Source organism: Streptomyces sp. NPDC056835 (assembly GCF_042789485.1).
Taxonomy (GTDB): domain Bacteria; phylum Actinomycetota; class Actinomycetes; order Streptomycetales; family Streptomycetaceae; genus Streptomyces.
In genome coordinates, this window is sequence record NZ_JBHUBB010000011.1 from 1 (window position 1) to 26,609 (window position 26,609).

The 26,609-nt window shown below is 68.1% G+C and carries 27 protein-coding genes and 1 pseudogene; 11 read left to right on the forward strand and 17 right to left on the reverse strand.

Going from position 1 to position 26,609, the window contains the following annotated elements:
* A partial coding sequence (locus ACFRMN_RS14435; RefSeq protein WP_383018515.1) for an alpha/beta hydrolase occupies window positions 1-212 on the reverse strand: 212 nt, incomplete at its 3' end.
* Between the two features lie 157 nt (window positions 213-369).
* On the opposite strand from ACFRMN_RS14435, the gene ACFRMN_RS14440 reads away from it, so the two are divergent.
* A complete protein-coding gene (locus ACFRMN_RS14440; RefSeq protein ID WP_383018518.1) occupies window positions 370-1,230 on the forward strand; it encodes a helix-turn-helix transcriptional regulator in 861 nt (286 codons plus the stop codon).
* A 39-nt stretch (window positions 1,231-1,269) separates the two neighbouring features.
* Entirely contained in the window at window positions 1,270-1,455 is a 186-nt protein-coding gene (locus tag ACFRMN_RS14445) for a hypothetical protein (RefSeq protein WP_383018522.1), read from the forward strand.
* A 114-nt stretch (window positions 1,456-1,569) separates the two neighbouring features.
* Here ACFRMN_RS14445 and ACFRMN_RS14450 read toward each other — a convergent pair whose 3' ends face one another.
* On the reverse strand, window positions 1,570-1,968 hold the full coding sequence (locus ACFRMN_RS14450) for a hypothetical protein (protein WP_383018525.1): 399 nt from the start codon (window positions 1,966-1,968) through the stop codon (window positions 1,570-1,572).
* A 241-nt stretch (window positions 1,969-2,209) separates the two neighbouring features.
* Entirely contained in the window at window positions 2,210-3,124 is a 915-nt protein-coding gene (locus ACFRMN_RS14455; protein ID WP_383018528.1) for an alpha/beta hydrolase, read from the reverse strand.
* Window positions 3,125-3,232: 108 nt separating this feature from the next.
* On the opposite strand from ACFRMN_RS14455, the gene ACFRMN_RS14460 reads away from it, so the two are divergent.
* Window positions 3,233-3,646, forward strand: a complete 414-nt coding sequence (locus ACFRMN_RS14460) for a MarR family winged helix-turn-helix transcriptional regulator (RefSeq protein ID WP_383018531.1) — start codon at window positions 3,233-3,235, stop codon at window positions 3,644-3,646.
* A 32-nt stretch (window positions 3,647-3,678) separates the two neighbouring features.
* On the opposite strand, the pseudogene ACFRMN_RS14465 reads toward ACFRMN_RS14460, so the two are convergent.
* Both ACFRMN_RS14465 and ACFRMN_RS14470 read right to left on the reverse strand, forming a co-directional pair.
* Window positions 3,679-3,888: pseudogene (locus ACFRMN_RS14465) on the reverse strand ((4Fe-4S)-binding protein); the annotation flags it as partial.
* 31 nt (window positions 3,889-3,919) lie between these two features.
* The gene (locus tag ACFRMN_RS14470; protein WP_383018534.1) at window positions 3,920-4,228 is read right to left on the reverse strand and encodes a GNAT family N-acetyltransferase; all 309 of its coding nucleotides are present in this window, start codon (window positions 4,226-4,228) and stop codon (window positions 3,920-3,922) included.
* 376 nt (window positions 4,229-4,604) lie between these two features.
* Here ACFRMN_RS14470 and ACFRMN_RS14475 point away from each other — a divergent pair, with 376 nt between their 5' ends.
* A complete protein-coding gene (locus ACFRMN_RS14475) occupies window positions 4,605-5,072 on the forward strand; it encodes a MarR family winged helix-turn-helix transcriptional regulator (protein WP_383018537.1) in 468 nt (155 codons plus the stop codon).
* A 399-nt stretch (window positions 5,073-5,471) separates the two neighbouring features.
* Here ACFRMN_RS14475 and ACFRMN_RS14480 read toward each other — a convergent pair whose 3' ends face one another.
* The 3 genes from ACFRMN_RS14480 to ACFRMN_RS14490 all read right to left on the reverse strand — a co-directional run bounded on the left by ACFRMN_RS14480 (window position 5,472) and on the right by ACFRMN_RS14490 (window position 6,441).
* Window positions 5,472-5,705, reverse strand: coding sequence for a putative quinol monooxygenase (locus tag ACFRMN_RS14480; RefSeq protein ID WP_383019058.1), 234 nt, complete (start codon window positions 5,703-5,705; stop codon window positions 5,472-5,474).
* Between the two features lie 188 nt (window positions 5,706-5,893).
* Window positions 5,894-6,085 (reverse strand): hypothetical protein, encoded by a 192-nt coding sequence (locus ACFRMN_RS14485; RefSeq protein WP_383018540.1) that lies wholly within the window; start codon window positions 6,083-6,085, stop codon window positions 5,894-5,896.
* A 200-nt stretch (window positions 6,086-6,285) separates the two neighbouring features.
* Complete coding sequence (locus ACFRMN_RS14490; protein ID WP_383018543.1) at window positions 6,286-6,441, reverse strand: hypothetical protein; 156 nt, start codon at window positions 6,439-6,441, stop codon at window positions 6,286-6,288.
* Between the two features lie 466 nt (window positions 6,442-6,907).
* Here ACFRMN_RS14490 and ACFRMN_RS14495 point away from each other — a divergent pair, with 466 nt between their 5' ends.
* Both ACFRMN_RS14495 and ACFRMN_RS14500 read left to right on the forward strand, forming a co-directional pair.
* Window positions 6,908-7,978, forward strand: a complete 1,071-nt coding sequence (locus ACFRMN_RS14495) for an LLM class flavin-dependent oxidoreductase (RefSeq protein ID WP_383019061.1) — start codon at window positions 6,908-6,910, stop codon at window positions 7,976-7,978.
* Window positions 7,975-8,721 (forward strand): NADPH-dependent F420 reductase, encoded by a 747-nt coding sequence (locus tag ACFRMN_RS14500; RefSeq protein WP_383018546.1) that lies wholly within the window; start codon window positions 7,975-7,977, stop codon window positions 8,719-8,721. Before ACFRMN_RS14495 ends, ACFRMN_RS14500 begins: the two co-directional genes overlap by 4 nt.
* A gap of 210 nt (window positions 8,722-8,931) precedes the next feature.
* On the opposite strand, the gene ACFRMN_RS14505 is transcribed toward ACFRMN_RS14500, so the two are convergent.
* The 3 genes from ACFRMN_RS14505 to ACFRMN_RS14515 form a co-directional block, all read right to left on the reverse strand.
* Window positions 8,932-9,585 carry an NAD(P)H-binding protein gene (locus ACFRMN_RS14505; RefSeq protein WP_383018549.1) on the reverse strand — a complete coding sequence of 218 codons (654 nt, stop codon included), beginning with the start codon at window positions 9,583-9,585 and terminating at the stop codon, window positions 8,932-8,934.
* Window positions 9,586-10,887: 1,302 nt separating this feature from the next.
* Window positions 10,888-11,076: a hypothetical protein gene (locus tag ACFRMN_RS14510; RefSeq protein ID WP_383019063.1), complete on the reverse strand. Its 189-nt coding sequence runs from the start codon at window positions 11,074-11,076 to the stop codon at window positions 10,888-10,890.
* Between the two features lie 21 nt (window positions 11,077-11,097).
* On the reverse strand, window positions 11,098-11,754 hold the full coding sequence (locus ACFRMN_RS14515) for a hydrolase (RefSeq protein ID WP_382881561.1): 657 nt from the start codon (window positions 11,752-11,754) through the stop codon (window positions 11,098-11,100).
* A 435-nt stretch (window positions 11,755-12,189) separates the two neighbouring features.
* Here ACFRMN_RS14515 and ACFRMN_RS14520 point away from each other — a divergent pair, with 435 nt between their 5' ends.
* From ACFRMN_RS14520 to ACFRMN_RS14530, 3 genes are all read left to right on the forward strand, one after another.
* Window positions 12,190-12,714, forward strand: coding sequence for a hypothetical protein (locus ACFRMN_RS14520; RefSeq protein WP_383018552.1), 525 nt, complete (start codon window positions 12,190-12,192; stop codon window positions 12,712-12,714).
* Window positions 12,704-13,567: an AraC family transcriptional regulator N-terminal domain-containing protein gene (locus ACFRMN_RS14525; protein ID WP_383018555.1), complete on the forward strand. Its 864-nt coding sequence runs from the start codon at window positions 12,704-12,706 to the stop codon at window positions 13,565-13,567. The genes ACFRMN_RS14520 and ACFRMN_RS14525 overlap by 11 nt, the downstream gene beginning before the upstream one ends.
* A gap of 176 nt (window positions 13,568-13,743) precedes the next feature.
* Entirely contained in the window at window positions 13,744-14,280 is a 537-nt protein-coding gene (locus tag ACFRMN_RS14530; protein ID WP_383018558.1) for a YbhB/YbcL family Raf kinase inhibitor-like protein, read from the forward strand.
* On the opposite strand, the gene ACFRMN_RS14535 is transcribed toward ACFRMN_RS14530, so the two are convergent.
* From ACFRMN_RS14535 to ACFRMN_RS14560, 6 genes are all read right to left on the reverse strand, one after another.
* The gene (locus ACFRMN_RS14535) at window positions 14,252-14,902 is read right to left on the reverse strand and encodes a Tn3 family transposase (protein ID WP_383019066.1); all 651 of its coding nucleotides are present in this window, start codon (window positions 14,900-14,902) and stop codon (window positions 14,252-14,254) included. The two genes, ACFRMN_RS14530 and ACFRMN_RS14535, sit on opposite strands and share 29 nt — an antisense overlap.
* A gap of 470 nt (window positions 14,903-15,372) precedes the next feature.
* On the reverse strand, window positions 15,373-19,107 hold the full coding sequence (locus ACFRMN_RS14540; RefSeq protein ID WP_383018561.1) for a CHAT domain-containing protein: 3,735 nt from the start codon (window positions 19,105-19,107) through the stop codon (window positions 15,373-15,375).
* A 905-nt stretch (window positions 19,108-20,012) separates the two neighbouring features.
* Entirely contained in the window at window positions 20,013-22,835 is a 2,823-nt protein-coding gene (locus tag ACFRMN_RS14545) for an aKG-HExxH-type peptide beta-hydroxylase (protein ID WP_383018565.1), read from the reverse strand.
* Complete coding sequence (locus tag ACFRMN_RS14550) at window positions 22,832-24,019, reverse strand: FxsB family cyclophane-forming radical SAM/SPASM peptide maturase (protein ID WP_383018568.1); 1,188 nt, start codon at window positions 24,017-24,019, stop codon at window positions 22,832-22,834. The genes ACFRMN_RS14545 and ACFRMN_RS14550 overlap by 4 nt, the downstream gene beginning before the upstream one ends.
* Window positions 24,012-24,257 carry a hypothetical protein gene (locus ACFRMN_RS14555; RefSeq protein ID WP_383018571.1) on the reverse strand — a complete coding sequence of 82 codons (246 nt, stop codon included), beginning with the start codon at window positions 24,255-24,257 and terminating at the stop codon, window positions 24,012-24,014. The genes ACFRMN_RS14550 and ACFRMN_RS14555 overlap by 8 nt, the downstream gene beginning before the upstream one ends.
* Window positions 24,258-24,585: 328 nt before the next feature.
* Entirely contained in the window at window positions 24,586-24,768 is a 183-nt protein-coding gene (locus ACFRMN_RS14560; protein ID WP_383018574.1) for a hypothetical protein, read from the reverse strand.
* 362 nt (window positions 24,769-25,130) lie between these two features.
* Here ACFRMN_RS14560 and ACFRMN_RS14565 point away from each other — a divergent pair, with 362 nt between their 5' ends.
* Together ACFRMN_RS14565 and ACFRMN_RS14570 are read left to right on the forward strand one after the other, a co-directional pair.
* A complete protein-coding gene (locus ACFRMN_RS14565; protein ID WP_383018577.1) occupies window positions 25,131-26,141 on the forward strand; it encodes a hypothetical protein in 1,011 nt (336 codons plus the stop codon).
* Entirely contained in the window at window positions 26,138-26,599 is a 462-nt protein-coding gene (locus tag ACFRMN_RS14570) for a hypothetical protein (protein WP_383018579.1), read from the forward strand. Before ACFRMN_RS14565 ends, ACFRMN_RS14570 begins: the two co-directional genes overlap by 4 nt.
* The last annotated feature ends 10 nt before the right edge of the window (window positions 26,600-26,609 follow it).

The window sequence follows — 26,609 nt, forward strand, 5'->3', positions numbered from 1 at the left end:
TCGCTGTCGCCGTAGCTGGTGTGGTCGAACGCCAGGGCCGCATAGCCGAGTTCGGCGAGCCGGGCGCCGTAGGCCGCCGGGGACTGCTCCTTGGTACCGGAGGCGGCTCCGACCACGACGACGGCGGGGAGAGCGCCGGTGCGGTTCTCGGGGAGGTAAAGGTGGCCGACGAGGCGGTTGCCGTGACTGTCGAAGGAGATGTCGAGTCGCATGACTGACTGCCTTTCAGGGGAAGTTCTCTCGGGCTCGACCATGAGTATTCGGCGGTAACACCACTCTGACCAGGGGAAAGAGTCTTCCTGGGAAAGAGCTTTCCTAGGTTCGCCATACCCCTTCATGTCGGTCTGTCCATGGGAGACCATGAGTGGCATGAGCCCACGCACGGACCGTCCCAGGGAACTCGCCGCGTTCCTCAAAGCACACCGCGCCCGCCTCGACCCGGCGGACGTCGGCCTGTCCACACCCGGGCAGTCCCGCCGCGTCCCGGGCCTGCGCCGCGAGGAAGTCGCCCAACTGGCCTCGATCAGCACCGACTACTACACCCGCCTCGAACAGGGCCGCCTCGCCGGCGCCTCCCCGGTCGTCCTGGCCGCCCTGGCCGACGCCCTGCGCCTGGGCGAAGACGAACGCAACTACCTCTTCCAACTCGCCGGCAAAACCGACCAGCGCCCCCGCAAACAGACAGGGCCTGAACGAGTGCGCCCCCAGCTTCAGCAACTGCTGGACAACCTGCGCGACAGCCCCGCCCTCGTCCTCGGCCGCTACCTCGACATCCTGGCCTGGAACCCGCTGGCCACCGCCGTCTTCCGAGACTTCGCCCACGTGCCCCACCGCGAACGCAACTTCCTGCGCATGCTCTTCCTCGACCCCCGGATCCGCGGACGCTACACCGACTGGGCACCCCTCGCCCGGATCTGTGTCGGCTTCGTCCGCGTCACCGCCAACGGACACAGCGAACCCAGAATCTCCTCCCTCATCGGCGAACTCTCCCTCACCGACGCCGACTTCCGTACCTGGTGGGCCGAACAGCACACCAGCTACGAGACCACCGGCACCAAGCACCTCACACACCCCGACACCGGCGACTATCCCCTCGACTGGCAGGTCCTGCGCACCTTCGACGAACAGCAACTGCTCATGGTCATGACCGCACCGCCAGAGAGCAACAGCCTGGACGTGTTGCGCCGGCTCGCCTGCGCCACCCCCACCCCCACCGACTCCGACACCTGAGCTCCGGTCTCGGTGACTGCCCCGGACCCGTATCACGCCATGGAGGCCACCCTGACCAAGCAACTGGTCATGGTCGTCCCATGCCTCATCGATTGGTCCGACCCCACCGACCCCGGCCGCTGGTCGTTGTGGGTCAACGGACACCGGGCCTTCGGCAAGCCCGTCCTCCTCGGCTTCAACGCCGGCCGCCCCGCGCACGACCACGCCCACCTCACCGACCGCTAAGTCCTCGACAGCGCCATGGACGCCCTGCGCCGCATGCACGCCTGACCCCGGGACCATCGGACAGCCGCCCCCAGTCCTGATCACCGTCACCGCTCCGTGGACAGAGCGCCCCCGTCACGAGTGGTAGAGCACCCGCACGACCATCGTGTCGCCGGGCAGGCCGTCCAGGCAGGCGTTGAACATCCGCTCGTAGTCGGGGCCGCCGCCCTCCACCCAACGCCCGTCGAGGGTGAGCAGGGCAGGGGTGCACAGCACGGCGCCCACATGACGGGCCACATAGGTTATGCCGCGCGGCCCGCCGTGGCAGCGGGACGGCGGCAGGTCCTCGGGAGGTTCGGCCCAGTCGTCGTACCGCACGAGCCGGGGGTCGCCCTCCTGGCCGGGCAGCACATCGAAGGGACAGCCCGCCCCGGAGACGAACCAGTAGCCGTCACGGCTGCGCGGGTGCCGTCGGGGCGTCGAGGTGACGCGCGTGGTGGTGGCCCAGGCTCCGGTTCGACCGCCCCGTCGCACGCGTCACCGCGGTGCGGCGTCCCCGGTCGAGGCCCATTTCGGGGGTCACCAGGAGCTTCCATGAACGTGGCCGGCCGAATGATGGTGCCGGCGATGTCCAGATTCCGGACATGGGCCTCGATACGGCTCTTGGTGTCGAGATGGTCCACGCCCGTTGGCGAACCCGCGGCGACCGCCGGACTGTAGACGAGGTGGGCGACGCCGCGGCGCTGTGACCACGTGGGTCCGCCGGTTTGGATGCCTACAGGTTGTTGACGTAGAAGTTGGTGAGCCGTTCGACGGCGGCGTCGACGTATTCGGGCTCGTCGTACATCTCGTAGTGGCCGGCGCCCTCGATCACCATGAGGTCGACCGGGTTGGGGGCCATCTTCCACAGCTGCGTGCCCGCCTCGTAGGAGCCGGTGTTGCCGATGCGTCCGGCGAGGATGACCTGCAGTGGCTGGGTCATGAGCTGGTCGACCAGGTGGAACGCGTCGTAGCCCAGCAGGAGGGAGTCGCCGCGCGAGAGGCGGCGGTTGGTGGAGTGCTCGTTGCCGCCCCGCTCGGTGCGGTAGTAGGTAATGGCCTGGGTGGTGTCGATGTCGGTCAGCCCGGCTGACGCGGCGTCCTCCAGGGTGTCGGGCAGCCAGTTCACACGGGTCATCTCGCCGGAGCGTGTCTCTTCGGTGCGCGCGTCGGCGAGGGCGTCGAGTGCGGCGGCCGGGCCGTCGGGCTGGAAGCTGCGGAACGAGGTGCCCATGTTGCCGGGAACGACGGTTCCGACCGCCTTGATGCGGTGGTCCGTGCGGGCGGTGTGCACGGCGTAGCCGCCGCCGGCGCAGATGCCGAGGACGCCGATGCGCTGCGAGTCGATGCCGGGGGTCGTGGTGAGCGCGTCGATGGCGTAGGAGATGTCCTCACCGCGGCGGTAGGGGTCTTCGAGGTCGCGGGGCTCGCCTCCGCTCTGCCCTTGGTGAGCGGGATCGAAGACGAGCGCCGCGATGCCGCGGGCGGCGAGGCGGGACGCGTAGTTCGCACCGATCTGCTCCTTCACGCTGCTGCCGGGCGTGGAGAGCACCACGGCGCGCAGCGGCGCGGTGGTCTTGGCATTGTCGGGCAGGTAAAGGTCGGCCGCGAGCTCGATCGGTCCGCGCGGGATCGTGATGCGCTGAAGCATGGACAGCACCCTTCGTGAGATCATTGTTCCAAACTGCACTAGTACAAAAACGCTACTAGTGCAGTTTGGAACTAATACAGAACGGTACCACCTCATTGGGGGACTCACATGTCGGTCGACGGTGCGCGGCTGTGGACGCTGAACCAGCGGCTGCTGAGTGTCGTGATGGATGCCTGCACGGAGGAGCTGACTGATCTCGGGCTGGAGACGAAGGAGTTCTTCGTCCTGGCGGAGGTGGCCGCGTCGCCGTACCCGGCAGAGATCGCGGCGGCACTGCTGCTGCCCAAAGCAAGCGTGACGGTCTACGTCCGCAACCTCGTCGCCAAGGGGTTCATCCGGCGCGAGATCGACGACGCGGACCTGCGGCGCCACCGCCTCGCACTGACCTCCGCGGGCACAGAGGCGCGAGACCGTGCACTTGCGGCCCTGGCGGCGGAGTACGACCGCAGACTGGCGAGGATCACCCCGCAGGACCGCACCGAACTGCAGCGCATCCTTCAGGAGATGCTCTCGCCCGTATGAATCCATGGTGACGAGCGGTTCGCCTGTCCGGTGTACTGGAGCGCGCCCGAGGGACAGCGCCGCACCACCTCCGCCAGGCGCTCGGCCGTAGCCTGGTCCGGCTGGATCCACGGTCGCTTCGTCGGGTCGAACACCTCGGGCAGGCCATGGACGCATTCGGCGGCATGGAGGCAACGCCTGGCCTCGAAGGTCACCGTGATCGACTCCGCCCGGTAGGCCTTCCGCTCGGATTCGCCGCTCATGCCCGCCTCCGCTTCTGCCGTGCTCGGCTTTTCAGTCACTGACCTTGCTGCGGGACTGGTACAGCAGGTCCTGGTACTCGGGGTGCCGGCTGATCCAGCCCGCGAAGAAGGGACAGGTGGCCAGCACCCGCAGGTTGGCGGCGCGTGCCTCGTCAAGGGCTGTACGGGCCAGCGCGGACCCGACTCCCGCGCCCTCGTACTCCGCCTCGACCTCGGTGTGCACGAACGCAACGAGTTCCGTCGTACGGATGTATTCCGCGACGCCCGCCACCTTGGACTCTCCACCGACACGGGCCTCGTAGCGCTTCGCCTCGGGCACGTCGCTCACTTCGACCGTCATGTGTCCTCCTTGTGGGGTCTGATCCCGCTCTACTCGGCAGAATCCCGTCAGCCAGGACATCAGCCTAGCCCCACTAGGTTGATGCATCAACTTAACCCTCGACGAGGGCGTCCGCCGCGCAGAGCGAGCATGGACGGGGTGCCGGCCTCCGGACCCGCAGGAGACGCGGCTCGCACCACTCGCCCTTGACTCCAAACCGGACAAATTCGGTACGTTCTCCACCCGCCCGACAGGTATCGATCCCGGCACCTTCCGGCTCGCGCACCAGGGCCGGGCGTGAACCGCAGCATCATGGCCACGACGGACGCGGCCCCACTGAGGGGTGCGTCGCCGCCGCCAGTAGATGAGCTGTCAACGATTTCGTTAGACTGCCCTTATGGACGCACCACCGCGCTGGCTCGACCCAGAACAAAAGGCCGCCTGGGACAGCTTCATCCGAATGCAGGAGACACTCATCGGACGGCTGTCCCGACGCGTCCAGGCCGACTCCGGAATGTCAGCCTCCGACTACATCGTGCTCACCAGCCTCACCGAAAGAGGCAACGGGCGGATGCGCTTCTTGGATCTGGCCAAACTCGTGGAGTGGGAGAAGAGCCGGATGTCCCACCAGGTCACGCGGATGGCGAAACGCGGGCTCGTGGCCAGGGAGGAGTGCCCCGACGACGGACGCGGAGCATTCATCGTCGCCACCCCGGCCGGCTACAAGGCGATCGAAGAGGCCGCACCCCAGCACGTCGAGCACGTCCGCCGCCTTTTCGTCGATGCCCTGACCCCGAACCAGCTCAGCACACTCGGCCGGATCTCCAAGCGCGTCCTGGACCACATGGAGAAGCAGCCGGACTGACCGGGCGAGGGGACGCGACTGCCTGGATCACGCTGAGAACAGCCGCAGCAATGTACACGGGGGCTCCCTCCACTCCTCCCACGCCAGGACTGGAAGGGCGCAGGGTCAGCTGAGCTTTCAGCCAGGACCCTAGGGCAACATAGTGGACCTGTCAACTTCTGATGATCGGGACAGACGTAGCCGCACCCTGCATCACGTTCGCCGTCGGCAGCAGTCTCCGTGGTGCGTCAACTGACCTACGCCGTCACGTAGTTGATCGGCAGTGACGGCGGTCGCGGCCAGCACCGCGCCCGTCGGCCGCCCTTGGCGGCGGCAGGTCGGCCAGGGTCCAGCCCAACCGCGTCGGCTCCCCCGGCCCCAGGCTGCGTACCCACGTCGATGCTCGGCTGTCAACGACAGTCAGAGCGCTCCCCGCTGGGGCGTACCAGCCGGGTGGGGTCGCAAGACCTGCCCGTCCAGCTCGCCGACGATCTTCCCCTCGATCTCCTTCAGAAGGTGGCCTACCGCGGGCCCTTTGAGGTGCGGGTCCAGCGCCTCAGGGCTGGACCACTTCTCGATTTCGACGAGGCGGTCGTCGCCCTCGTGCAGAGCGTAGAGAAGACAGCCCTCATCTTCGACGTGAGCGCGGGTGATCGCCCGTTCGAGGGCAGATCGCTACAACAACCACGACTGCGATCATGGTCTCTCCGTTGCATGCTTGATGGTTCGATGGGCCGGCCGCAAGGGATCCGTCGGAAGACGTCTGCCACAGCGGCATCGCCTTCGGGAAGGAAGCCGCTGACTCTGGCGAGCGCGATGACGCGGTCGCCGTCCTCGAACGTTCACAGCATGGTGTAGCGGAAATGGTCGGGGAGAGTTGGCACGATTGCCCGAAGGCCTGCACGGCCGTCGGTAATCGCCGGGTTGTACTGGATGCAGTTCTCGGTGAGGTGTCGATCCAAGGCCGTCAAGTCCCGCCGCTGGTTGAGTAGTTCATCCATGGCCTTGGGCGCGGTTTCTTTGTTGACCGACATAAGAGGTCTCCATTCTCTGGCGCTATCCGCGCAGGCGGCGACAAGGCCGGCGTCGGGCGGCGCTGCCGACGCAAGAAGGCGCCGTACGGGCGCCGCCCCACCTGGACGCTCAGGGACTCAACCGGCGCTCGGTGTCCTGGAACGATGAGCGCAGGACCGGTGCTACGAGACGATGAGATCGAGATGTCCACCCGCCGGGTCTACACCATTGTGTTGCCGTTGGCAGATTCTTCGGGAGAGACGATGTCCTGGACTACGTCCCAGTGTTCCACGATGCGTCCGTTGTCCAGCCGGAAGATGTCGACGGTGGCCACGGGGTTCGGGGCCCAGCCGTGGACGATGCTGTGGGTGAACACGAGGTCGACCCGGGCTGCGATTCCCGGTTGTCATGGCGGACTACACGATCATCTGAGCGCCGCCGGGCCTGTTAAGAGGGGCGCCCCCGGCCGGCGAACTGCCCGACCAGGCCCCCCCGGTCGGCCCTGTTGTGGACTAAGCACCAGTTCGCTGACGTGCAGTCGCACCCACCACGCCACGATCTAGTTGACACGTAAACCATAGGGTGTCATTGTTTACGTGTCAACTAGATCGGCGGAGGTGGTGTGGGTGACCAAGGGATTGCGAAGCAGAGCATCCGACTGTTCGGCGAACCGGCTCCCCTCCCCCGTCCGCGCGCGAACTGCCGGCCGGCGATGACGACACGCGAGACCTGACCGGCAGGGAACTCGTGCGGGTCGCCCGGGACGGACGTCCCGCCCGGTCGTCACGAACCACGCACCACCACACCCCGACACAACGAAAGCGTTGAACGAAGTGAACACGATGGATGTTTCGCAAATCGAGTTCGGTATCGACAGCTTCGGAGACCGGCCCCGAAACGACCAGGGCGTGATCGTCTCGCACGCGCAGGCGATCCGCGCTGCGGTGACCGAAGCGGTCCTTGCCGACCAAGTCGGAATCGACGTTGTTGCGTTGGGCGAGCACCACCGACCCGAGTACGCGATCTCCAGCCCTGAGACAGTACTGGCGGGCATCGCGACCGCCACGAAACGTATCCGGCTCGCCTCGGGCGTGACGGTGCTGTCCTCGGACGACCCGGTGCGAGTGTTCCAGCGGTTCGCCACGGTCGATGCGCTCTCCAACGGCCGCGCCGAGGTGATCCTCGGACGCGGTTCCTTCACCGAGTCGTTCCCCCTGTTCGGGTACGACCTAAAGGACTACGAGGTGTTGTTCGAGGAGAAGATCGACCTTTTCCATCGGCTCCTGGACGAGAGGCCGGTCACCTGGGAAGGCACCACGCGCGCCGCCCTGCACAATGCAGACGTGTACCCGAAGACGGATTCGGGACGTCTCAACACCTGGGTAGGGGTTGGCGGGACACCACAGTCCGTGCTCCGCACCGCTCAATACGGCTTCCGGCTCATGCTCGCAATCATCGGTGGCGCCCCTGACCGGTTCGCTCCCTACGTGGATCTGTACCGGCGTGCTAGCCAGGAGTTCGGCACGACCGCGCAGCCGATCGGGACGCATTCGCCCGGCTTCGTCGCCTCCACTGACGAAGAGGCCATGGAGCTCTTCTACCCTGGGTACAAGGAGATCCGCGACCGGATCGGGGCGCAGCGCGGCTGGCCGCCGCTCCGCCGGGAAGAATTCGACGCCGAGGTGGACCGCGGGTCGCTGTATGTCGGCTCGGTTGAGAAGGTCGCGGCCAAGATCGCCCATGCTGTCCGGGTACTGAACGCGGGCCGGTTCGACATGATTTACTCCGCCGCCGGCACCGTTTCGGCCTCCGCACGTCTACGTTCGGTCGAGCTGTACGGCACCCAGGTCATCCCTCGGATCCGCGAGCTTCTGGCCGAGCAGCCCGCGGCCACGGCGGGAGCGACGCGATGACCAGCCCTGTCACCACTATCGGGATCCTGGGTGCCGGGAAAGTCGGTACCGTCCTGGCGCGCCTGGCGGTCGCCGCCGGCTATCGAGTCCTGATCTCCGGGTCCGGTGACCCCTCCAAGATCGCGCTCACCGCCAAAATCCTCACCCCCGGAGCGACCGCCGTGTGGCCGGCCCAGGCCGCGGATGCCGCCGACGTGGTGGTCCTGGCTCTCCCGCTCGGCAAACACCGCGACCTCCCAGTTGCGAAGCTGGAAGGAAAGCTGGTCATCGACGCGATGAACCACTGGTGGGAGGTCGATGGTCCCCGCGACGCGATCCTCCCGCCCGAGACCTCTTCGAGCGAAGTCGTTCAGCGGTTCCTGACGGGCGCACGTGTCGTGAAAGCCCTCAACCACATGGGCTACCACGACCTCGAAGACGGGGCTCGTCCAGCTGGCGGCCTCGGACGCAAGGCCATCGCGATCGCCGGTGACTCGCCCGAGGATCTCGCCGTCGTGTCTGCGCTGATCGACACTCTCGGATTCGACCCACTCACCATCGGCGACCTCGCGGCGGGCGTCCGGCTTGAGCCCGGAACCCCCGCCTTCGGAGCCAATGTCGACGCCGACCAGCTCCGCCTGCTTACCGCCACCCCTGCTCCGAGGGGTGCCGGAGCCACCGGCGAAGCGGTCACACGTACCATGACCGCAGTCATCGTCAACAGCGTCATCAGCACAGCCGCCGTAGCGTCGCCGCATCAGTGAGTGTTCTCAGAGTGGTCGCTGATCCGGTGACTGGGCCGGCGTTGACGACGCCGATGGCATTCCGTTCAGCTGAGTGATGGCAGAGGCCGCCTACGGCTTCTCAAAGGCTGACGGGTCGAGCTGAAGCAAGCCGGCGACCTGGTCAGCAGTCGTGGCAAGCACCGTTGCACTACTCAGTCCAGCTGCCGAAGTCCAGCGCCAATGCGTAGTTCAGGAACGGACGTTCGCACGGACCGCCTCCTCGATGGGTGTCGACCCCGTGTTGAGTTCGAGGATCTGCCGACCGATCCGGGGCTCGTGGAGCAGTTCAGCGAGGGTAACGGCGACGTCTTCGCGAGCGATCTGCCCATGGAGCTCCGCCGGCCCGAGAGACACGGTGCCGGTTCCCGGATCGTCGAGGAGGAGTGAGGGACGGAGAATCAACCAATTCAGATCGCTTCGGCTGAGTGCGACGTCTGCACCCTTCTTCACGGCGAAGTAGTACTCGACTTCGTCCCCGAGGTCACGCTCCCGCCATGATTCCGGAAGCACCGACACCAGCGCGAAGCGCTCCACATCGGCAAGGCGTGCCGCCTTGATCGCTTTGACGACCCCATCGCCGTCGACGGCCGTCGTGACCTCCCTGCTGCCGCCGTTCGACCCTGCACTGAAAACGATTGCGTCAACGTCGGTGAAAGCTGCTGCCAGTTGTTCCACCGTCATGTCGGCAAGATCGCCGACTCGCGCGTTCACACCTCGCGCTGCCAGGTCAGCCTGCTGATCGTCTCGGCGGGCCAACCCGTGGACGGTGTCTCCTCGCGAGCGAAGTTCCTCCGCCAGCAGACCCCCGATACCGCCGGTGATGCCCACGATGAAGACGTCCACGTTGATGCTCCGCTCTCCCGACGCGACTCTCCGGCACCGTCGCACGACCGGTACCTAAGCGATTAACGGTCTGATTCCGCGCGGGCATTCCAGACATGCGGAGGCCGGCGGTCCTATGAACTCCTCACACGATCTTGCTGGCGTGCAGCGGCTGATCGGGGGCTCTGTTGAGTAGGTTCCGCTGCCGGTGCCAAGGTCGTTCACAGGCTTCGCCGGAGTCATGCCGGGATGAAGCTCGGCCACCAGGGTGGGACGTTGCCCGGGCACAACGGGGCGGGGTAGGAGTCCGGCATGCCGAGCCATGTGACAAGGAACCAGGTGAACCACAGGGTGAAGATGAGCCCTGCGGTCAGGGCCGTCCTGCGATGACGTCTTCCGAGGGTGCTGTGCAGAATCACCCACGGAGCCGCAGTGGCGATCCATATGAGAGGCGCAAGAAGCAGCAACGTCATGGCGTTGGCCGCTGCGCTGCCGCCGATGTCACAAGCTGCCCATGCCCTCCCAATGGCAGCAATGGTCACCACCGCCGTCAGCCCACCGAAGAGGACCCCAAAGCCAGTTCCTCTGAACCAGCGGCTCGGAGGACTCGACGGCTCTGCTCCCACGATTATCTCCCCGCCTCGCCGTAGATGTGGAGAGTACCAACGTTCTGAAGCAGCCGGCCGGGGCCCTGACCGGCCCTGACACCAATCAGTCGTTCTTGGGGGTGCCCTCACTCGCAGTGCTGGTGACGGCACGCCCCGGGCCGACGAACGGGCCGCCGGAATCTCCGGCGGCCCGTTCTCGAAGGCTGCGATTGGCCTCCGTCACTCGGCGGTGAGAGCTTCCGCGTAAGGGAAGATGAGCTTGCCGGAAGAAGATTCCTGTGGGGATACGACGATTAGGAACACAGGAACAACAGGTCACTGCCGCTTTGGGCGACCGCGTCGATTACGGGAGCAAATCCTCGGTCGACAGCGGATATGTGACTTCGTGGACCACCTGTATGCCGTACTTCTTGGCATTCGACTTGGCGCCGAGAACGGGATTGCGCGAGAACTCGGCGTCAGCAGACACGAGCGCCACGGTTTCCGGCCGGGGAGTCCGCTCCGCGGCGAGCGCGAAGAACCCTCCGTGAGCGCGGCGTTCGGATCCGGACCGGTGGGGATCATGGCGAAGTAGTTCGGATAGAGGAGCGCGTTGTTGACGCCGAGACCCATCAGCCCGACGAAGAAGCGCTCCCGCTCCACTATCAACGGCATGCCGGCAGCAGGGTGTTGGTGCCGTATCCACCGATGACGAGATCCACATCGTGCTCGTCGATCAGCCGCTCGTAGATCCTGGGAACGTTGTCGGCGTTCCCAGGGTCGTATACCGGACGAACTCGACAGGACGGCCGAGAAGTCCGCCTCGGCTGTTGACGTCCTGACGCCAGATTTCATGGGCCAGACGGGCCGACCGGCTGTTGTCCGCGAGGGAACCGGTTAACGACAGGCAGTACCCGATACGGATCGGTGCCGGGTGGCGGCGATGTCAGGCCTCGCTTTCGGTGGGCGTGGCCAGGAGTTGCATCTCCCAGGCGAAGGCCACACCGCTGGCACCGCCGTGCTGCGCCTGGACCTCGGCGGCGCCCTGCACGGTCTTCTCGCGGGCCCAGTCGCGCTGCCACTCGCCCAGCACGGCCATCCAGGTGATCGGGACCACGCCCGCCTGGATCATGCGCTGCACCGCCATGTCGTGGGCCTCCTTCGAGACACCGCCCGACGCGTCGGTGACGACGAAGACCTCGAAGCCCTCGCCCGCCGCCTGTATCGCCGGCATGGCCACACAGATCTCCGTCCAGAGGCCAGCGATGATCAGCTTCTTGCGTCCTGTCGCCTTGACGGCATCCACGACACGCTCGTCCTGCCAGGTGTTGATGAAGGTCCTGTTGATCGGCTTCTGCTCCGGGAACACATCCTGCAGACCCTGGACAAGAAGGCCACCGCGCTCCTCCAGAACGGTTGTCAGAATGGTCGGAACGTCGAACACCTTGGCGGCCTTGGCGAGCCCGACGGTGTTGTTGATGACCATCGTCGGTTCGTGGCTGTGCAGGTTGGCGACCTGGAACGGCTGGTGGTCGATGAGGGCGAGCACGCTTTCCTCGGGCGTCAGCAGCGCGCCGAGTCCGGCCTTGTTCTCAGTACTCATGAGATTCCCCTTCTGGAACTTTGCGTCCGCGGGTCTCCGGCGGTGCACCGACATCTCGATGCCCCGCGGTAAGGCAGGTGCGGGCTGACCGGGCCGGCGACCCCAAACCATTCGGTTGACGCATCACCTACGCTAGAGGTCGATTATTGACGCGTCAACTAGCGTCAGTCTTGGGCGTTAAGGCGAGCTGGCCAGGCATGGCCATCGGCGTCCCTGAAGCGCAACTAGGTCCTGTCCGGTCGATCTTCGCGGGCCCGCGAGGCGGGGGCACTGAGCACTGTGCATCGTGAAGTTGCAGGTCATGGGTCTGGCGTGTGCTGTCTTCGGCGTGCTTGTGCCGGTCGTGAGCGGCAGTCCGGGGCGCAGATCGTCTGGCAAGGGTGGGTTCGCGGTTTCCCGCCCGCCGTCGCGGGTTGCGTCCCTACGCTCCGGCGTATGACGGCCCCTGAGGCGCTGGAGCGGATCACCGCGCCACGCGCGGAGCTGGACGGACTCGAAGAGCAGCTGGTCAAGCAGCTGTCGGAGGTACGGGCCGAGCGGGACGAGCTCGCGGTGGCGGTGCGGGTGTGGCAGCGGATGAGCGAGCAGCTCGCCGACGAGCAGGCAGCGGCCGGGTCGCCGGTCGTGCGGGTCGCGGGCCGGGCGGTGCGGCTGGTCCCGGACCGTGCGCCGGGAGTGGACGAGGCCGCGCTGCCGGTGGACTACCAGCGCATTGTGGCCGCGGTGCGGCAGGCCGCAGGTCCCATCGCGACCCGGAGCCTGTCCATCGCGGCGACCCAGGCCGCGCAGATCTGGCGGGTCCACCGAGTCGGCTCCGTGATCTCGGGGTGGAGCGGAACTTCACCGCCCCGGCCCGAACCGGCTGTGGATCACCGACCCCCGGGGCCCGGCTCTCCGCCCGCCGCGCGGCACATTTCTGGCCGGTCAGGGGCTGTGCTGCAATCGACTCATGCCTCTTGATGAACTCCGCGCCCTGCTGAACCGGCATGTGCGGCCGGACCAGTACACCGGCATCGAGGGGGTCCGCCTGTCGAGGTTCGAGATCTCCCTCCCGCCCACCCCGACGACCTCCGGCACCATGCTGGTCCTGGTCGCCCAGGGCACCAAGCGCCTCATGCTGGGCGAGCGGACGTACGAGTACCGGGCCGGCCAGTACCTCGTCGCGTCACTGGACCTGCCGATCACCACGAGTTTCGACGCCGACCCGCAAGAGCCCTCGCTCTGTGTCGGGCTGGCCCTTGAGCCCGCCGCCATCGCCGATCTCCTGCTGGCCGAACCCGAGACGGCACCGCGCGACCCGGGCGGAGCACGGCCGGCTCTCGCCGTCGGCGACGCCTCGCCCGAGCTGATCGATGCCGTGGTCCGCCTGCTGCACCTGCTGGATCACCCCCGCGACCAGGCGACCCTCGCCCCGCTGATCAAACGCGAGATCCTTTGGCGGCTGATCACCGGCGACCAAGGCGAGCTCGTGCGCCAGCTCGGCCTCGCCGGCAGCAGCCTCACCCACATCTCACAGGCAGCCCGCTGGGTCCGGGAACACTACGCCGAGCCGTTCCGGGTCGAGGATCTGGCCCGCCTCGCGAACATGAGCACCTCCTCCTTCCACCGCAACTTCCGGGCCGTCACGGCGATGACCCCCATCCAGTTCCAGAAGCAGATCCGTCTGCAGCAGGCGCGGCTGATGCTGGCGACCCACGCCGACGACGTGACCGGCGTCGCCCTCCGCGTCGGCTACGAAAGCCCCTCACAGTTCAGCCGCGAGTACCGGCGCCTCTTCGGCACACCGCCCAGCCAGGACACCGTCGCACCATGACAGGCGCCCGTACCGGTACTGGTCTCGCCACCGCACGGCAGGAATGGGCAAGGACGCGAGAGGATCTTTCTTCCTCGGCCGCACCGCCGGATGGTTCTCTGGACATGTCTTCTTCTGGCCTGCGATAGCGCGCGGAACGCTGCGCGCCGGGCCTTGTCGACCCAGGAGGTGTGGTTGTGACCGAACAACCCAAGAGGGCTTCGCTGCCTCACGAGTTTCATCCGCGGGTACCGTCCTTCACCGTCGCGAGCGAGGATTTCGAACCCGGCGCGGTACTGAAGGACGCGCAGGTCTACGCGGCCGGGAACACCTCTCCGCACCTGAGGTGGGAGGGCTTCCCGGCCGGGACCAAGAGCTTCGCCGTGTCATGCTTCGACCCGGACGCGCCCACCGGCAGCGGATTCTGGCACTGGTCCGTCTTCGACATTCCGGCCTCGGTGACCGAACTGCCGGTGGGCGCGGGCAGCGGCAAGTTCGAAGGGCTCCCCGAAGGCGCCATCCAGGTACGCAACGACTACGGGAGCAAGGACTTCGGCGGCGCCGCACCGCCGGCCGGCGACCCGGCGCACCGCTACGTCTTCACCGTCTACGCCGTGGACCAGGAGAAGCTCGGCCCGGACTCCGACGCCTCGCCGGCCTTCATCGGCTTCAACCTGCGCTTCCACACCCTCGCACGGGCTCAGGTCATCGCCGAGTACGCGGCCCCCGCGTAAGCGCCGGCCAAGCCGTCGCCGGGCACCGGGACGGCGGCTTCCTCCCGCGGTAGCGAGCGCCTGCACGCTCGGGGACGGCCCCTGCCAGACCATGCTCCCGGGGTTCTGGCAGGGAACTTCCTCTTCGGCGGGGAGCACCACCGTGCCCAGCACATCTCCTCAGTCCGTGGTCGTACCCCAGGGAGATGACCTCCGCTGCGGTCAGATTCCACGTAACTGATACGAAGATGGTCTTCTGGGCTTCGCCGACCTCCAGCACGGCCTCGTAGACGGGGTGGGAGGCGGTGCGGGTGAAGCGCCGCAGGATGGCCTCGGTGGAGGCGGTACCGACGCGGATCACGGCGGCGTACTTGACGAGCTGGTCGTAGTTGTTCTCGATGACGTCCCAGCGGATCGGACGGGTCATCGCGTCGGCGAGGTTGTCGTAGGTGTTTTCTTCCTCGCGTCCGGGCCGGTAGAGCTTGACCTTGTTGATCTGCTTGATCCGGGGCAGCAGGTCGTAGCCCAGGAGTCTCGTCAGCCCGAAGCCGATTTCCGACCGTGCGGGTGCCGATAAATCATCCGTCCTGCTCAGGCAGCATGTCGGTACTCGTCGAGGGTTCCGCCGAGTCGACCCCGTCAGCGGACGTTCCGGCGTTCGATCCGTTCTGGTTCGGTGCTCGGTTCGGGCAGTGGGCGGAGCGGAGCGGCTTGCGCCAGGGCCCGGTGGGGCCGATGCCCGTTGTAGAAGGTCTGGAACTCGCGCGGGGCGTGGAGAAGGTGGTGTCGAGTGCCTGCGTGCACGTGGAGTCCCGGTCGCGGATCAGCACCATGCGGAACGCCGTGTCATCTGTCGGGTAGGCCCACGCCGACACCGTGAACGAGGACTGCGAATTCACCACGGGACCTGACGAGTCCGCGTACCCGGTCTGCTGGGTGCTGGTGGAGGTGTCGTTGAGCCACAGCGAACGGTCGGCGTCGCCGGTGCGGGAGAGCGTCGACCAGCCTGTTCTTGAGTTGGCTTGGACCGTAGGGGCCGTTCTTGACTTTGCTCGGGAGCGATTGACTGGATCCCGGGCGAGTGCTGAACGTCCGGCACCGCGCGGGCAGGGCTCAGCGTGCCGCGGGGTTGCCCTGATGGGTGAAGGCGGCCCACAGGTGAATCTCGTGCAGGTCGGTGCGGGCGGCCCCGCGGTGCAGTGGGTCGCCCAGGCCGGGCGGGGACCGGCGGTCCGGGTTGAGCATCCACAGCTGGGCGGCGCGCAGTGCGTCGGCGGGAGCGAGGTCCTGGCTGGTGAGGAAGTGGTGGAAGACGGCCATCATCAGCGCGGTCGCGCTGTCGTTGACGGCCCAGCGGGAGCCAACCACGTCGGCCGCGCCCCGGGCGACCAGGGCGGTGGAGAGGGTCAGTGCCTCGTCGTGGTCGCCCGTGCTCAGGTCGGTCTCGCAGGCGCTGAGCACGACCAGCGGGCCGTCCGGGCCGGGCGCCGCGGCCGCGGCGTGGTCCAGGATCCGGGCGACGGTCAGCTCGCCATCGGCCAGCGACAGCGCCGATCGCGTGGGACTCGGACCGGCCACGCCGTGGCAGGACATGTGCACGACCGCCGCCGGCTGACCGCCTCCCGGCAGCACGGCCAGCAGGTCCTCGCAGCTACCCGGCGCATCCGGCACGCCCTCGGCCGCCACGAACTCGCCGTAGCGCCGGGCGTCCGGGTAGCAGGCCGAACGCAGCGCCTCCGTCTCGATCTCGGCCCACACCAGGCTGAGCCGCGGGTCGGTGACCAGCACCCGGCGCCCGCTGGTGGGCAGCCGGTCGCGGGCGGCGGCCCGCAGGAACTGCGCCCCGGACGGGGCGTAGCTGAACACCGCGTCCTGACAGGCGTACCGGCAACCCCCCAGCGGGATGTGCTCGCGCGCCGCATGCCAGGGGACGACGCCGAGGGGGCCGCAGGGGATCAGCACGATCCTCGGCGGTCGGCCGAGGGGTTCCAGGGAGTTGAGGACCGGTCCTACGGCGGCGGGCCAGGCCCAGTCGCACAGCTCGCTCAGCGCCGCCCGCCATTCCGTCTCGGCGGCCTCCCACGACGCACGCAACGCGTCCGGGTCGGCCGCCTTGCGGGAACGGTCGGCGGCGGCGGCAAGGTAACGCTCCAGCTGGTGACTACCTGGGGAGAGCAGCAGCGGCAGGGCAAGCACGGCGGGCTCGGCGCTGCCGGGGCGCAGGATCAGCGCGCGTCCCGGGATGTGGGGGCGGAAGCCCTCGCCGGGGACCAGGTAGACCAGCGCGTCGGCCCCCGAGGCGGCCAGCGCGGCGGTCAGCGCGGCGACGTCCGGAGTGCCGAGCAACTCCCGTGCGCCGGTGCCGTTTCCCGCCTCCAGTACGGCGAGAGCCTTGCGCCGCAGGCTGCTCGGCAGCTCAGCGCCGGGGGCCGGGGCCGCCACCACGACCGCTCCCCCCGGCAGGAGCGGATCCCCCTCAGCCGGATGCGCCTCGCCCGCGTCCCCCTCAACCCGGTCCCCCTCGCTCGGACCCCGCTGGAGTGGATGCCGCAGTGCCTGTGCCCGCCACCGCTCGGCCAGGTCGGAGTGACCCCGGTCCGCCAGCAGCCGGGGCACGCCGTGTGCGGCCGCGGCCGTCTGGAGCACCAGGGCCCGACCCAGCTCCAGCGCCTCCACGGCCTCGGCGGGCCGGCGGTCCTCGGCGCACCGCAGGGCCAGCCACAGCACGTGGCCGGTCGCGGTCCGGGCCACCGACAGGGCGTGCTCGGCGCCGAGTTGGAGGAGGACATCGGCGGCAATCAGCTCCAGTGCCTCGCGGCGAGTGTCCAGGCTCGCCTTCCGGTCCTCACTCGCGCGGCCGCCGTCGGTCACCACGCTCATCCAGTGGGCCGTGGACAGCTCCGTCAGAACCTCGACGTTCAACGGCAGGCCGTGGCCTTCGGCGGCCAGGGCACGGGCCCGGCTCAGCTCGGTGATGCACGGGTCGAGCAGGCTGAGGTCACTGCGGTGGGTGGTCGCGCGGAGCATGGCCTGGCCGAGGGCGAGCCGCAGTCGGGCTTCTTCCCAGGGCGCCGTCCGCGATTCCTCGATCACCCGGTGGACCTCCTCGATGGCGCGGTCGATGACCTCCCGGCGGGGGTCGGCCCTGGCCAGCAGGGCCATCATCTGGGCCCGCACAGAGGGGAAGTACGGTGCGAACAGTGGCGGGACCGTGGCCGGATCGGTCTCCACCGCCTCCCGCAGGTACCGGGCGGCGGCGCGAAGGTCGGCCTGGTCTCCGGTCCAGGCGGCACGTTCGCTGTGGGCCAAGCCCAGCGTGCCGGTGATAATGAAGCGTGTGACCACGTCGGGCGCAGGGGAGGCGTACCGGTCGCTCAGCGTCTGGATCAGTTCCTCCGCCGCGCGGGCCAGCGTGGCCCGGTCCCGGCTGCGGCGGGCCTGCAGGAACCCGGTGTAGAGGCTGAACAGCGCCTGGACATCGTCGCGTTCATCGGCGGCAGACAGCCCCTTGACCATCGACAGGGCGGCGACGCCATCCTGGAGGCTGCCTCCGAGCGTGGCAGCGGCGGCAACGCGATGGGCGAGGAGGACGGCCAGGAACCGCCGGGCGGCCGCGGCCTTCGCCCCGTCCGCCGGAAGGGCGTCAATCCATTCCCGGAGCCATGCCGCGCTCCGCTCCACGCGCGCGATCTCGCCGTTCGACACCCACAGGTTGTCGATCGAGGTGGACAGGATCAGTTCCAGGCTCAGCCCTCGCCGCCAGGCCGAACGCGCCGCGGGGTCGGGGTCCGGCAGCATCGCGGCCCTGTCCACCTCGCCGAAGTCCAGTGTTTCTGGCATCCGGAGGTTCCCCGCCACCAGCAGGGCCGCGTGGAACTTGGCGACGCGGATCCGCTCGGGTGCGTCCGTAGGCATGGCGAGCAACGCCTCCCTGGCCGCCTGCGCGGCGCTGTGGACGCGTTCGGCGAGCGACCGGGGATCCTGCCCGCCCGATCTGAGCGCGGCGAGCAGCGCGCGCAGCGGCGTGAACTCCGGCTGGTCCAGGCCCAGATCCGCCAGCTCCCGGCCGGCGTCCGCCATGGAGACCGGGGGACCGTTCACGGTGACGCACAGCCACTCCAGCAGGCGCGCGAAACGCACCGCGTCCCGGCGCGCCCAGCCCACCACCCCCTGGACGGCGTCGGCCGGCACCTCCTCCACGGGCTCCCCGCGGGGCACCACACCGGCCGGCCCCGCTTCCTCACCATCGTTGCCCTCCTGGGGCGGAGACGGCGAACTCCCCCCGGGCGGGTCGGGGAGCGAGGACAGCAGCGTCGCGACGCGCTCCATGACGGCCAGCACCCTCTCCCGCGTCGTCAGGTCACCGGCGACGATGCGGGCGAGAACGTTCAGGGCCTCGGTCAGCTGCTCCCGCAGCGATTCGGCCAGGGCCGGCAGCCCAGAGCCGTCGCGTGCCTCCGGAGGAATGCCCGACGGGATGAGCAGCTCGGCCAGGTGTCTCCGGGCCGTCATGGCGAGCTGGTCGTTCAGCGGCATGGCACGGTCGGTCCACCGGAGATGACTCAGGGCGGCCGCCCGCTCCTGTGGATCGGCGTGGGGCCGGCCCTTGAGCCGCGCCTGCATCAGCAGCCCGAGCCAGGGCACCACGGCCGCCCGGGCCGGGTCGTCCGCCGGTAACAGCCTCTCGACGGTGGCCAGATGCTCGGTCACGAACCGCAACGCGGCCAGCCGCGGATTCTGCCGCACGTGGGGCCACAGCTCATGCGCCTGGCGAACGGCGACGGCGGCCCAGGACCGGAGCCCCGCGACGTCTCCCTCGCCTTGGCCCCGCTGCTTCTCGTCGGCCATGCATCCCCCGTTATGTTCTTCGTGGTCCCGCAAGAGGGCCGCTGGCCTCCGAGCCCAGCATGACTGTTCCCCCCTGTCGAAGGCATGACCTGAGAGGGTGAAGATCCGGTGCCAGGTGCCGTCCCGCTGCCGGCGGCGGAACAGGTCGTACACCCGGCCCACGGCCCGTACCGCAGCGATGGTGAGTGTCCAACTGCGTGACAACGGCGACGAATACCGGCAGACGACCGCGAACGTCTGCGGACCGTCAGCGCAGTTGAGAGGCACACCAGCCCAAGGCAGCACCCCCGGCCCGAGTTGCTTCGGGACGAAGAGGTCGTGGGTTCGAACGACGCAGGCTCACCAGGGCGCATGAGCATGGGAAACGACGCCGAACCGTGAGAACTACGGAGAGACATTTGCACGGGTCAGAGCGAATTCCACCGAGGAAGCCCAGGTCACAACCCCACCCCGGACACTCGCACCTGTCGGGACGACAGGATTTGAACCTGCGACCTCTTGACCCCCAGCAATGCGCTCGACACCGCATTGTCAGGCGTTCTTGAGCGCGTCGGGACGACGCCGGCCATTACCTCCCTGCGCCCGCATACGCGCGCAGGGTCTCCAGCGCCATCGCCTCTGTTCAACACGAGAAGCGTCACGAAGGAGATCACGCCACATCTTGCTGAGGTCGAGGGGGATGTGCACACCGGACGAGGTTATTGAACGTGTTCCACTTTGCATGGCGAGTTATTGAACGCGTTCGACCTTTCCTTCCTCGTGCACCTCTGTAGGCCCTTCGTCAGTCGATGACCTGCGCGGATGCATTATCGGCACCCGCAGCAACAGTCATGCCGGGTCGGAGGCCGGGAGCCCCTTCGCGAGGCCACGAAGAAGGTAACGGGGTCCCGCAGGGAACGAACGGGTCAGGAAAAGGAGATGACGAACGGGCACTCCGGACCGTGATGATCCCCCCGGGCCTCGTAGCCCGCGATGTAGGCATCCGCACGGCCGACGTGGATGATGTTGCCGTCGACGGTGCAGCGATCGCCCGCGCGGAGCAGGTCCCACAGCGGATCCGTGTCCTCGATCGGATAGAGGGACTTGGCACCGGAGTAGGTGATGGTGACCGTGCCGTCGTTCTGGTGGACGGTCTCCCCCTCGAAGCCGTACATCCGGAGCTCGGAGACACACAGCAGCGGCTTGGCTATGGCCCGCTCGATCGCCTTGGCGTAGCTCGGGAGTTCGATGCGGATGACCTCGTGGAGGCGGTCGGCGAACTTCATGGTGGCGGAGCAGGAGTAGGAGCAGGGCATGTACGGGACCAGGCCGTACAGCGTGTGCCGGAGGTGGGGGTTGCACAAGGGGTTCGGCCTGCCCTGGGTGTTGCACAGCGCCGCGTAGTAGGTGTTGTCGTCGTTCCAGTTGTTGCGCTGCCGGAAGAAGTCCTGGCAGCACGCGGGGTAGCCGAGGGCCTCCCCAAACGTGTCGTGGTCGGCCCGGTGTTTGTCGACGACCTTGCCGTCGACGATCAGCGGGTACCAGCCGGAGCCGACCACGCGGTCCAGAGCGGCCTGGTCGCGGGCGAGGAAGACATGGGCCTCAGCGCCTTGCCGCAGGTCGGGAACGAACGCGGCCCGGGTGGTCGTAAGGCGGTCGGGGGGCACCTGGGCGATCTGCGGCGAGAGCCTGTCGAAGCAGGCGTCCACGTGGTGGACGAGACCGAGTGTCTCGGTGAGCGCGCGCAGGGCGGGCCAGCCGTCACGCGGGACCCACAGGTCCATCGCCGGTTTCAGCCCGTTCGCCACGGCGATCAGCGTGGGGAGTTGGGCGCCACCGCGCGTGGCCTCGGCCAGGTCCCAGTACCGGCTGGCCCGCAGCTCGCGTTCGACCGCCTCCGTCACCGGCAGGTGCACCGGGCGTACCGAGGCAGGGCCGGCATCCGTTCTTTCCGGCAGACGTAGGCCCCATGCGAGCGCCTCCGCCGTCGTGCGCATGTCCTGGTCCGCGGAGAGCGGGGAGCGCCGTGCCATGAGGGCTTCGGTGTGCGTGAGGATGTAGAGCGCTTCGTCACGGCGGCCCAGACGGCGGAGCGCGAAGGCGTAACACTGCCAGAAGTACGGACTCTGCGGATCATGGTTGACGCAGGCCGCGTAGCGCACGCGGGCGGTGCGGTAGTCCTCGGACACATACGCGAGATGTGCCGCCGCGAGGTCCGGGATCAGGCCCTCGCCCGGGACGGTGTCCGGCAGGACGTCGGCGGCGGTCCCTCCGCGTAGCTGATGCAGGTCACGTACAGCCTCAAGAAGGGAGTCCGCCGGATACCAGCGTCGGACGATCGCCCCCGGGTCCCAGTCGTCCGGGAGGCCCAGGGCGTGCAGGGTGGCGACAGTGACGGCGTCGCCGCGGGCAGGCCGTACCACAGACGCCGGCCCGGGTGCCGCCCTCGCGGCCGGAGCCGAATGCCGTTCGTCCCAGCGGGCGCGATGCGCGGTGCGCTCGGCGTCGACGCTACGGCGTTCCCCCGGCGGGGGTGGGGGCAGGGCCCGGTCACATGCCTCGATCCGGTCGGTGACCGCGTCGACGAACGCGGCACCCAGAGACGTCAGGGCGGCCGCCGCCCGCAGTTCGTCCAGCCCGTCGCGGACCTGGCGGACGACCCGGTAGGCGCGGTTCACGACGCTCTGCGGGGCCAGACCGCCGGCGTCCGGGGTGTCCAGGACCGCCCGGTAGAAGTCGGCGACGCTCACGAAGCTGTAGACGGCGTGCAGCAGTCCGCTCAGCGGCCTGGGGTCGTCCCGCCAAGGCGAGTAGTGGACGGCCTCGCCGGAGTCGTCGGCGATCAGCGGGTCGAGCGGCAGGACAGCGTTGAGCTTCTGGTGACCGTATTCGTGCACCAGCGCCTCCGCCGTCGCCATCCGCTCGCCCAGCGCCAGTGCGACCAGACCGGGCGCCTCATGGAAGCTGCCGCTCACATGCACACGCGACGGGTCCGGGGACAGGACCGGGACGATGACGCCGAGTCCGCCGACAAGCTCCTCGGCAAGGGGCGCGCACACTGCTCCGATGAGGTCGACGTGGCGGTTCAGCTCGTCGTGCCAGCGCTGCCCCTCGACCGGGTCCAGCTCGGCGTACGTGAACCGGGCCCGTCCGCCGAGCCTCAGGTCCCGGTCGAGCCAGTTGAGCTCCATGCCGCCGGCGAGCCGGGGTACGCGTAGCTGCTGTCCGCTCCAGGTCAGGCGGCCGTTGTCCACGGTCAGGGAGGTACGGGCCCATGGTGCCACCCCCTCCAGGGCCAGGCCGGAGCCCGGCAGGCTGATCCGTCCCGCGGCGTCCGCGCGGACATCGGCTGTAAGCCGCCCGTGGCCGTGCAGAAGCAGCGCCGAGAGCGCGAAGCGTGCGAACTCCCGTAGATGTGGGAGGAGATGGACCTCAGGAAAACGCTCAGGGGCTCGCCGCCCGACCAGGTTCCAGGCCACATCCACCCAGAACGCCACGCTCGGATGGTTGAGCACCCGCTTCTGCGTGCCGGCCGGAGCGGCGCCGATCGCCTCCAGACTCGTCTGAAGGCCCGACTCCGCCAGAGTGCCGGGGGCCCTCTCGGCGAGCAGCGCCGCGAGTCTGCGGATGCCCACCAGGGTGTGGAGGTACCGGGCCGCGAAGACCGCACGGGTGGTACCCGTCCAGCCGGTGGGAGCCGCCAGCGACGTGATGGTGGTCCGGTCGAGCCGGGGGACGGTCGCGGTCATCCTGCTTTCCCTTTCTCGCGTTCGACGCGTCTGGGCAGGCGTCGCAAGTCCTTTCCGGCCGTGCCAGTGATCACACGGATGAGCTTCTTCAGATCGGCACAGTAAACGGACTCGTTCCGGAATCCGTTCTGCCGCGAGTATCTGTGCGGAAAGTATCCGCCCCCGCATATGCGGACCAGTTCACATTCCTGGCAGGTCTCCCCCAGGGTCCGCCACTTGTCCTGACGCGCACGCACCAACGGCGACCTCAGCGCAGCGTCGAAACTGTCGTCGAATATGTTCAGATGCAGCTCGCAGGCTCCCGGGTAGGTGACTTTCAGGGTGTCCACCGCCTGTATTTCCCCATTGGTCTCGACCACGGTGAAGTCGACTGGCTGCAGCCCCCACTCCTCGGAGCTGTCCGCGGCCCCCAGGTAGAGGGCGATGACGTCACGGAACCGCCTGATCCTGACGGGCTGCGGGCGTTCCGCGTACCACATGTCAAAAATGCTGAGCAGCCAGTCCGCGTACGGGGTGGTGTCGAGCCGCTCCTTTCCCGGAGGGCGCAGGTCGTGATGGCCCAGTGGCAGGAGGAAATCGATGGACGGCGGATCGAAGGAGCGAAAATAGGAGTACGTCTCGGCTGGGTCCGAATCGAGGTCGATCACGGCGAGGATCCCACCCCACAGCCCTCGGGCCCGCGGGCTGCTCAGCAGTTCGATCGAACGCTCCACCTGCGCGAAGGACGATCTGCCCGCGTGGTCCAGACGGTGCCGGTCGTTGACCGCACGCGGCCCGTCCACGCTCAGTCCGAAGGAGACTTCCCACTCCCGGCAGAAGTCCAGGACTTCCTCGGTGTACGCGGTGCCATTGGTCTGTCCGTTCCAGCGGACCCTGACGTCCGGTGCCGTGCGCGTCACCGCCTCACAGACCGCACGGAGATAGTCCACCCCCAGCAGCAGCGGCTCGCCTCCGTGGAGGGTGAGGTCCACCTGTTCCAGGCCGTGTTCACAGGCGTGCTCGTTGATCCGGCGACCGAGCTGGGCGGCGGTCTCCAAAGACATACGCGTCGGCTGGGACCGCCACGACTGGTCGGCGTGCCGATAGACATAGCAGTAGTCGCAGTCGAGGTTGCAGCGCGAGGCGACCTTGCAGATGAAGGAGCTGAATGGCTTGGTCCCGGATTCCAGGACCGTGTCAGGCACGACCGGACCACGTACTGGAACTGTGTGAGCTGAAACTGCTGAAACTGCTGTGGCTGCTATGGCTGTGGTGATGGCTGTGTTTCGACCCCGTCTCGGGGTCCGCATCACTGAATATCTCCAGCAGGATCTGGCCGAGTACCGTGCCGTCGAGCGAATCGATCGACATCAGATCGAGTTCCGGCAGTTCGAGTTCGATGCCATCCGTTCGCACATCCGCGAGATCACGCTTTTCGGGCATCCATGCCTCCAGCCGCTTGTCGCCACACTTGCCGCCTCAATCACGATCCCCTTTTGTTGATGCACCGTCAACACCCGAAGGGTGCCGGAACTCCGCAGCGGAAAGGATGTGCTCCACCGTCGCCGAGACCTCGCCGCGCGTGGCGCCCAACCCGTAGGTGCCGTGCCGCGCGGCGGCCCACGCCGCCCACGCGCGCAGGGCCGCCTCGTTGGCAGCCTCGGCGCCGCGCAGCAGGGTGTGGCTGTAGTGCTCCGAGGAAAGGGTGACAGTCGTGTTGCTTCGTCTCGCTTACCTGACCGTCACCAACGCGTTCGCAGCTCTGCGGCTGTTACCGATGAGCGACCGCGACAAGGACACGAAGATCCTCGTCCTGCGCCACCGGATCACCGTCCTCGAACGGCAGCCCGGTCCGGACCGGGCTAAGTCCGCCCCGGAAGACCGGGCTCTCCCCGCCGCTCTGCCGGTACCACTGCCCCGCCAGGTCCCGCGCCGACTGCGGCTGCTGGTCCAACCCGAAACGGTACCGCGCCGGCACCGGGACTTGATGAAGCAGCTCCACGCCCGCACATGCAGGCCCAAGAGGCCAGGCCGACCACCCACCGCCCCCTCGATCCGCATCCTGATCCTGCGCCCGGCCCGGGAGACCCCGCCGTGGGGCCTACCGCAGGGTGCACGGCGAACTCGCCACACTCCCGGCATCACAGCCGCCGCCTCCACCGTCCGGGAAGTCCTCCAAGCGATGCCGACCCGGTCCCCGCAGCCGACGGAACATCGCCACTGCCCTGGACCCTGCCACTGTCCCGGCCCCAGGCCGTCGCCCTGGTCGGCATCGTCCGCACCGCCGCGATCATCACCGCTGCCGCCATCTCAGGCATGCGCGCGAGTGAGCTGATGGAATTGCGCATCGGCTGCCGACGACCGCCCGACGAGGCCGTCCCGGGCCTGACTCGCTACCGGATCGCAAGCAAGATCGTCAAAGGGCAGCCGCTGGGCGGCACCGACGACGAGTGGGTCGTCATCGCACCGGTCTATCGCGCGATCGAACTCCTCGAGCAACTGCACGACGCCCCGGCAGAAGGAGCCCTGCTGATCGGCAGGTTCTCCTTCAACGTCCGCTTCAAGTGGTTCAAGAACTGGGCTAACTCCGAGGCCGGCCAACGACTTGGCCTGGCGCCAATCCCCGGGGGACCAGTCAACTTGCGGATGCTGCGGCGCACTTTGTCGCTGGAAATGGCCTACCGGCCCGGCGGCGTCCTGGCCACCAAGATCTACATGAAACATATCGCCGTGGCCACAACGGAGGGCTATGCCTCGCGCCCTGGCGGGGCCCAGGCCGAGCTGTTGGCCGAGGTCAACAAGCACGAGAGCGAGCGCAATCTCCAACTGGTACTGGAGGAGTTCCGAAACTACCAGGATGGCGTTCTGCCCGCCGGTCCCGGCGCCCGCAGCCTCACCGAGTTCTTCGCCGGCATCGACGCCCAACTCGATGCCGCCTCGGCCACCGCCCCGAAAACCCAGCGCAACGACCGCGACGTCCTCAACCTCCTGACCAAACGCGCCAACGTCCTGCACCTCGGACCGGCGAACTACTGCTGGTTCACCGCCCCTTCCCGGGCGCTCTGCCTCAAACTCGCGGGCACCCCCACCGCGGACCGTCCGCTGATCGGGATGTGTGACTCAGCCCGCTGCCCGCAGGCCACCCATCACCCCGGTCACCGCCCCGTCTGGGCCGAGCACGCCGACAGAACAAAGATCTTCATCGGCCAACTCGGCACCACCCGCAAGACCGAACGCACCCGGCTCCAGGCCGACTACGACCGAGCCCTCCGAGTCGTCGCCGAGATCGACGCCGCCAGCGCCACCACGGACGAGGAGTCCGCATGAGAATCTCTGCAACCCAGCGCACCGAGAACGAGAACCGCATCCGAGCCGCCATGGACCGCCTCCTACGCGGCGAGATCCCGCCCGGCGGAAAATGCGACATCAAGACCCTCGCCAACGAGGCCGCCGTCGACCGCACCGCGTTCTACGGCACCCGCCCCTACGGTCACCTCCGCGTCGAGTTCGAACGACGCCTGCGGGCCCTCCAGGATGCCGGCGAAATCCCCGACCCCCGCGAAGCCCAGATCGCCCGCCTCAAGGCAGAGAACGCCAAGCTCAAAGCCCGGATTGCCCAGTCTGACGAGACGATCGACGAGCTCACCGACTTCCGCTCTCAATCCCTGGCTCGCCTCGCCGCGCAACACGAAGAGATCGTCCGGCTCCGCGAAGCCTCCGCCCGAACCACCCAAGTCAGGCGGCTTCCAGCACCACGAACCACGGTGATCGGGTCCTGCAGCTGAAATGCCCGCC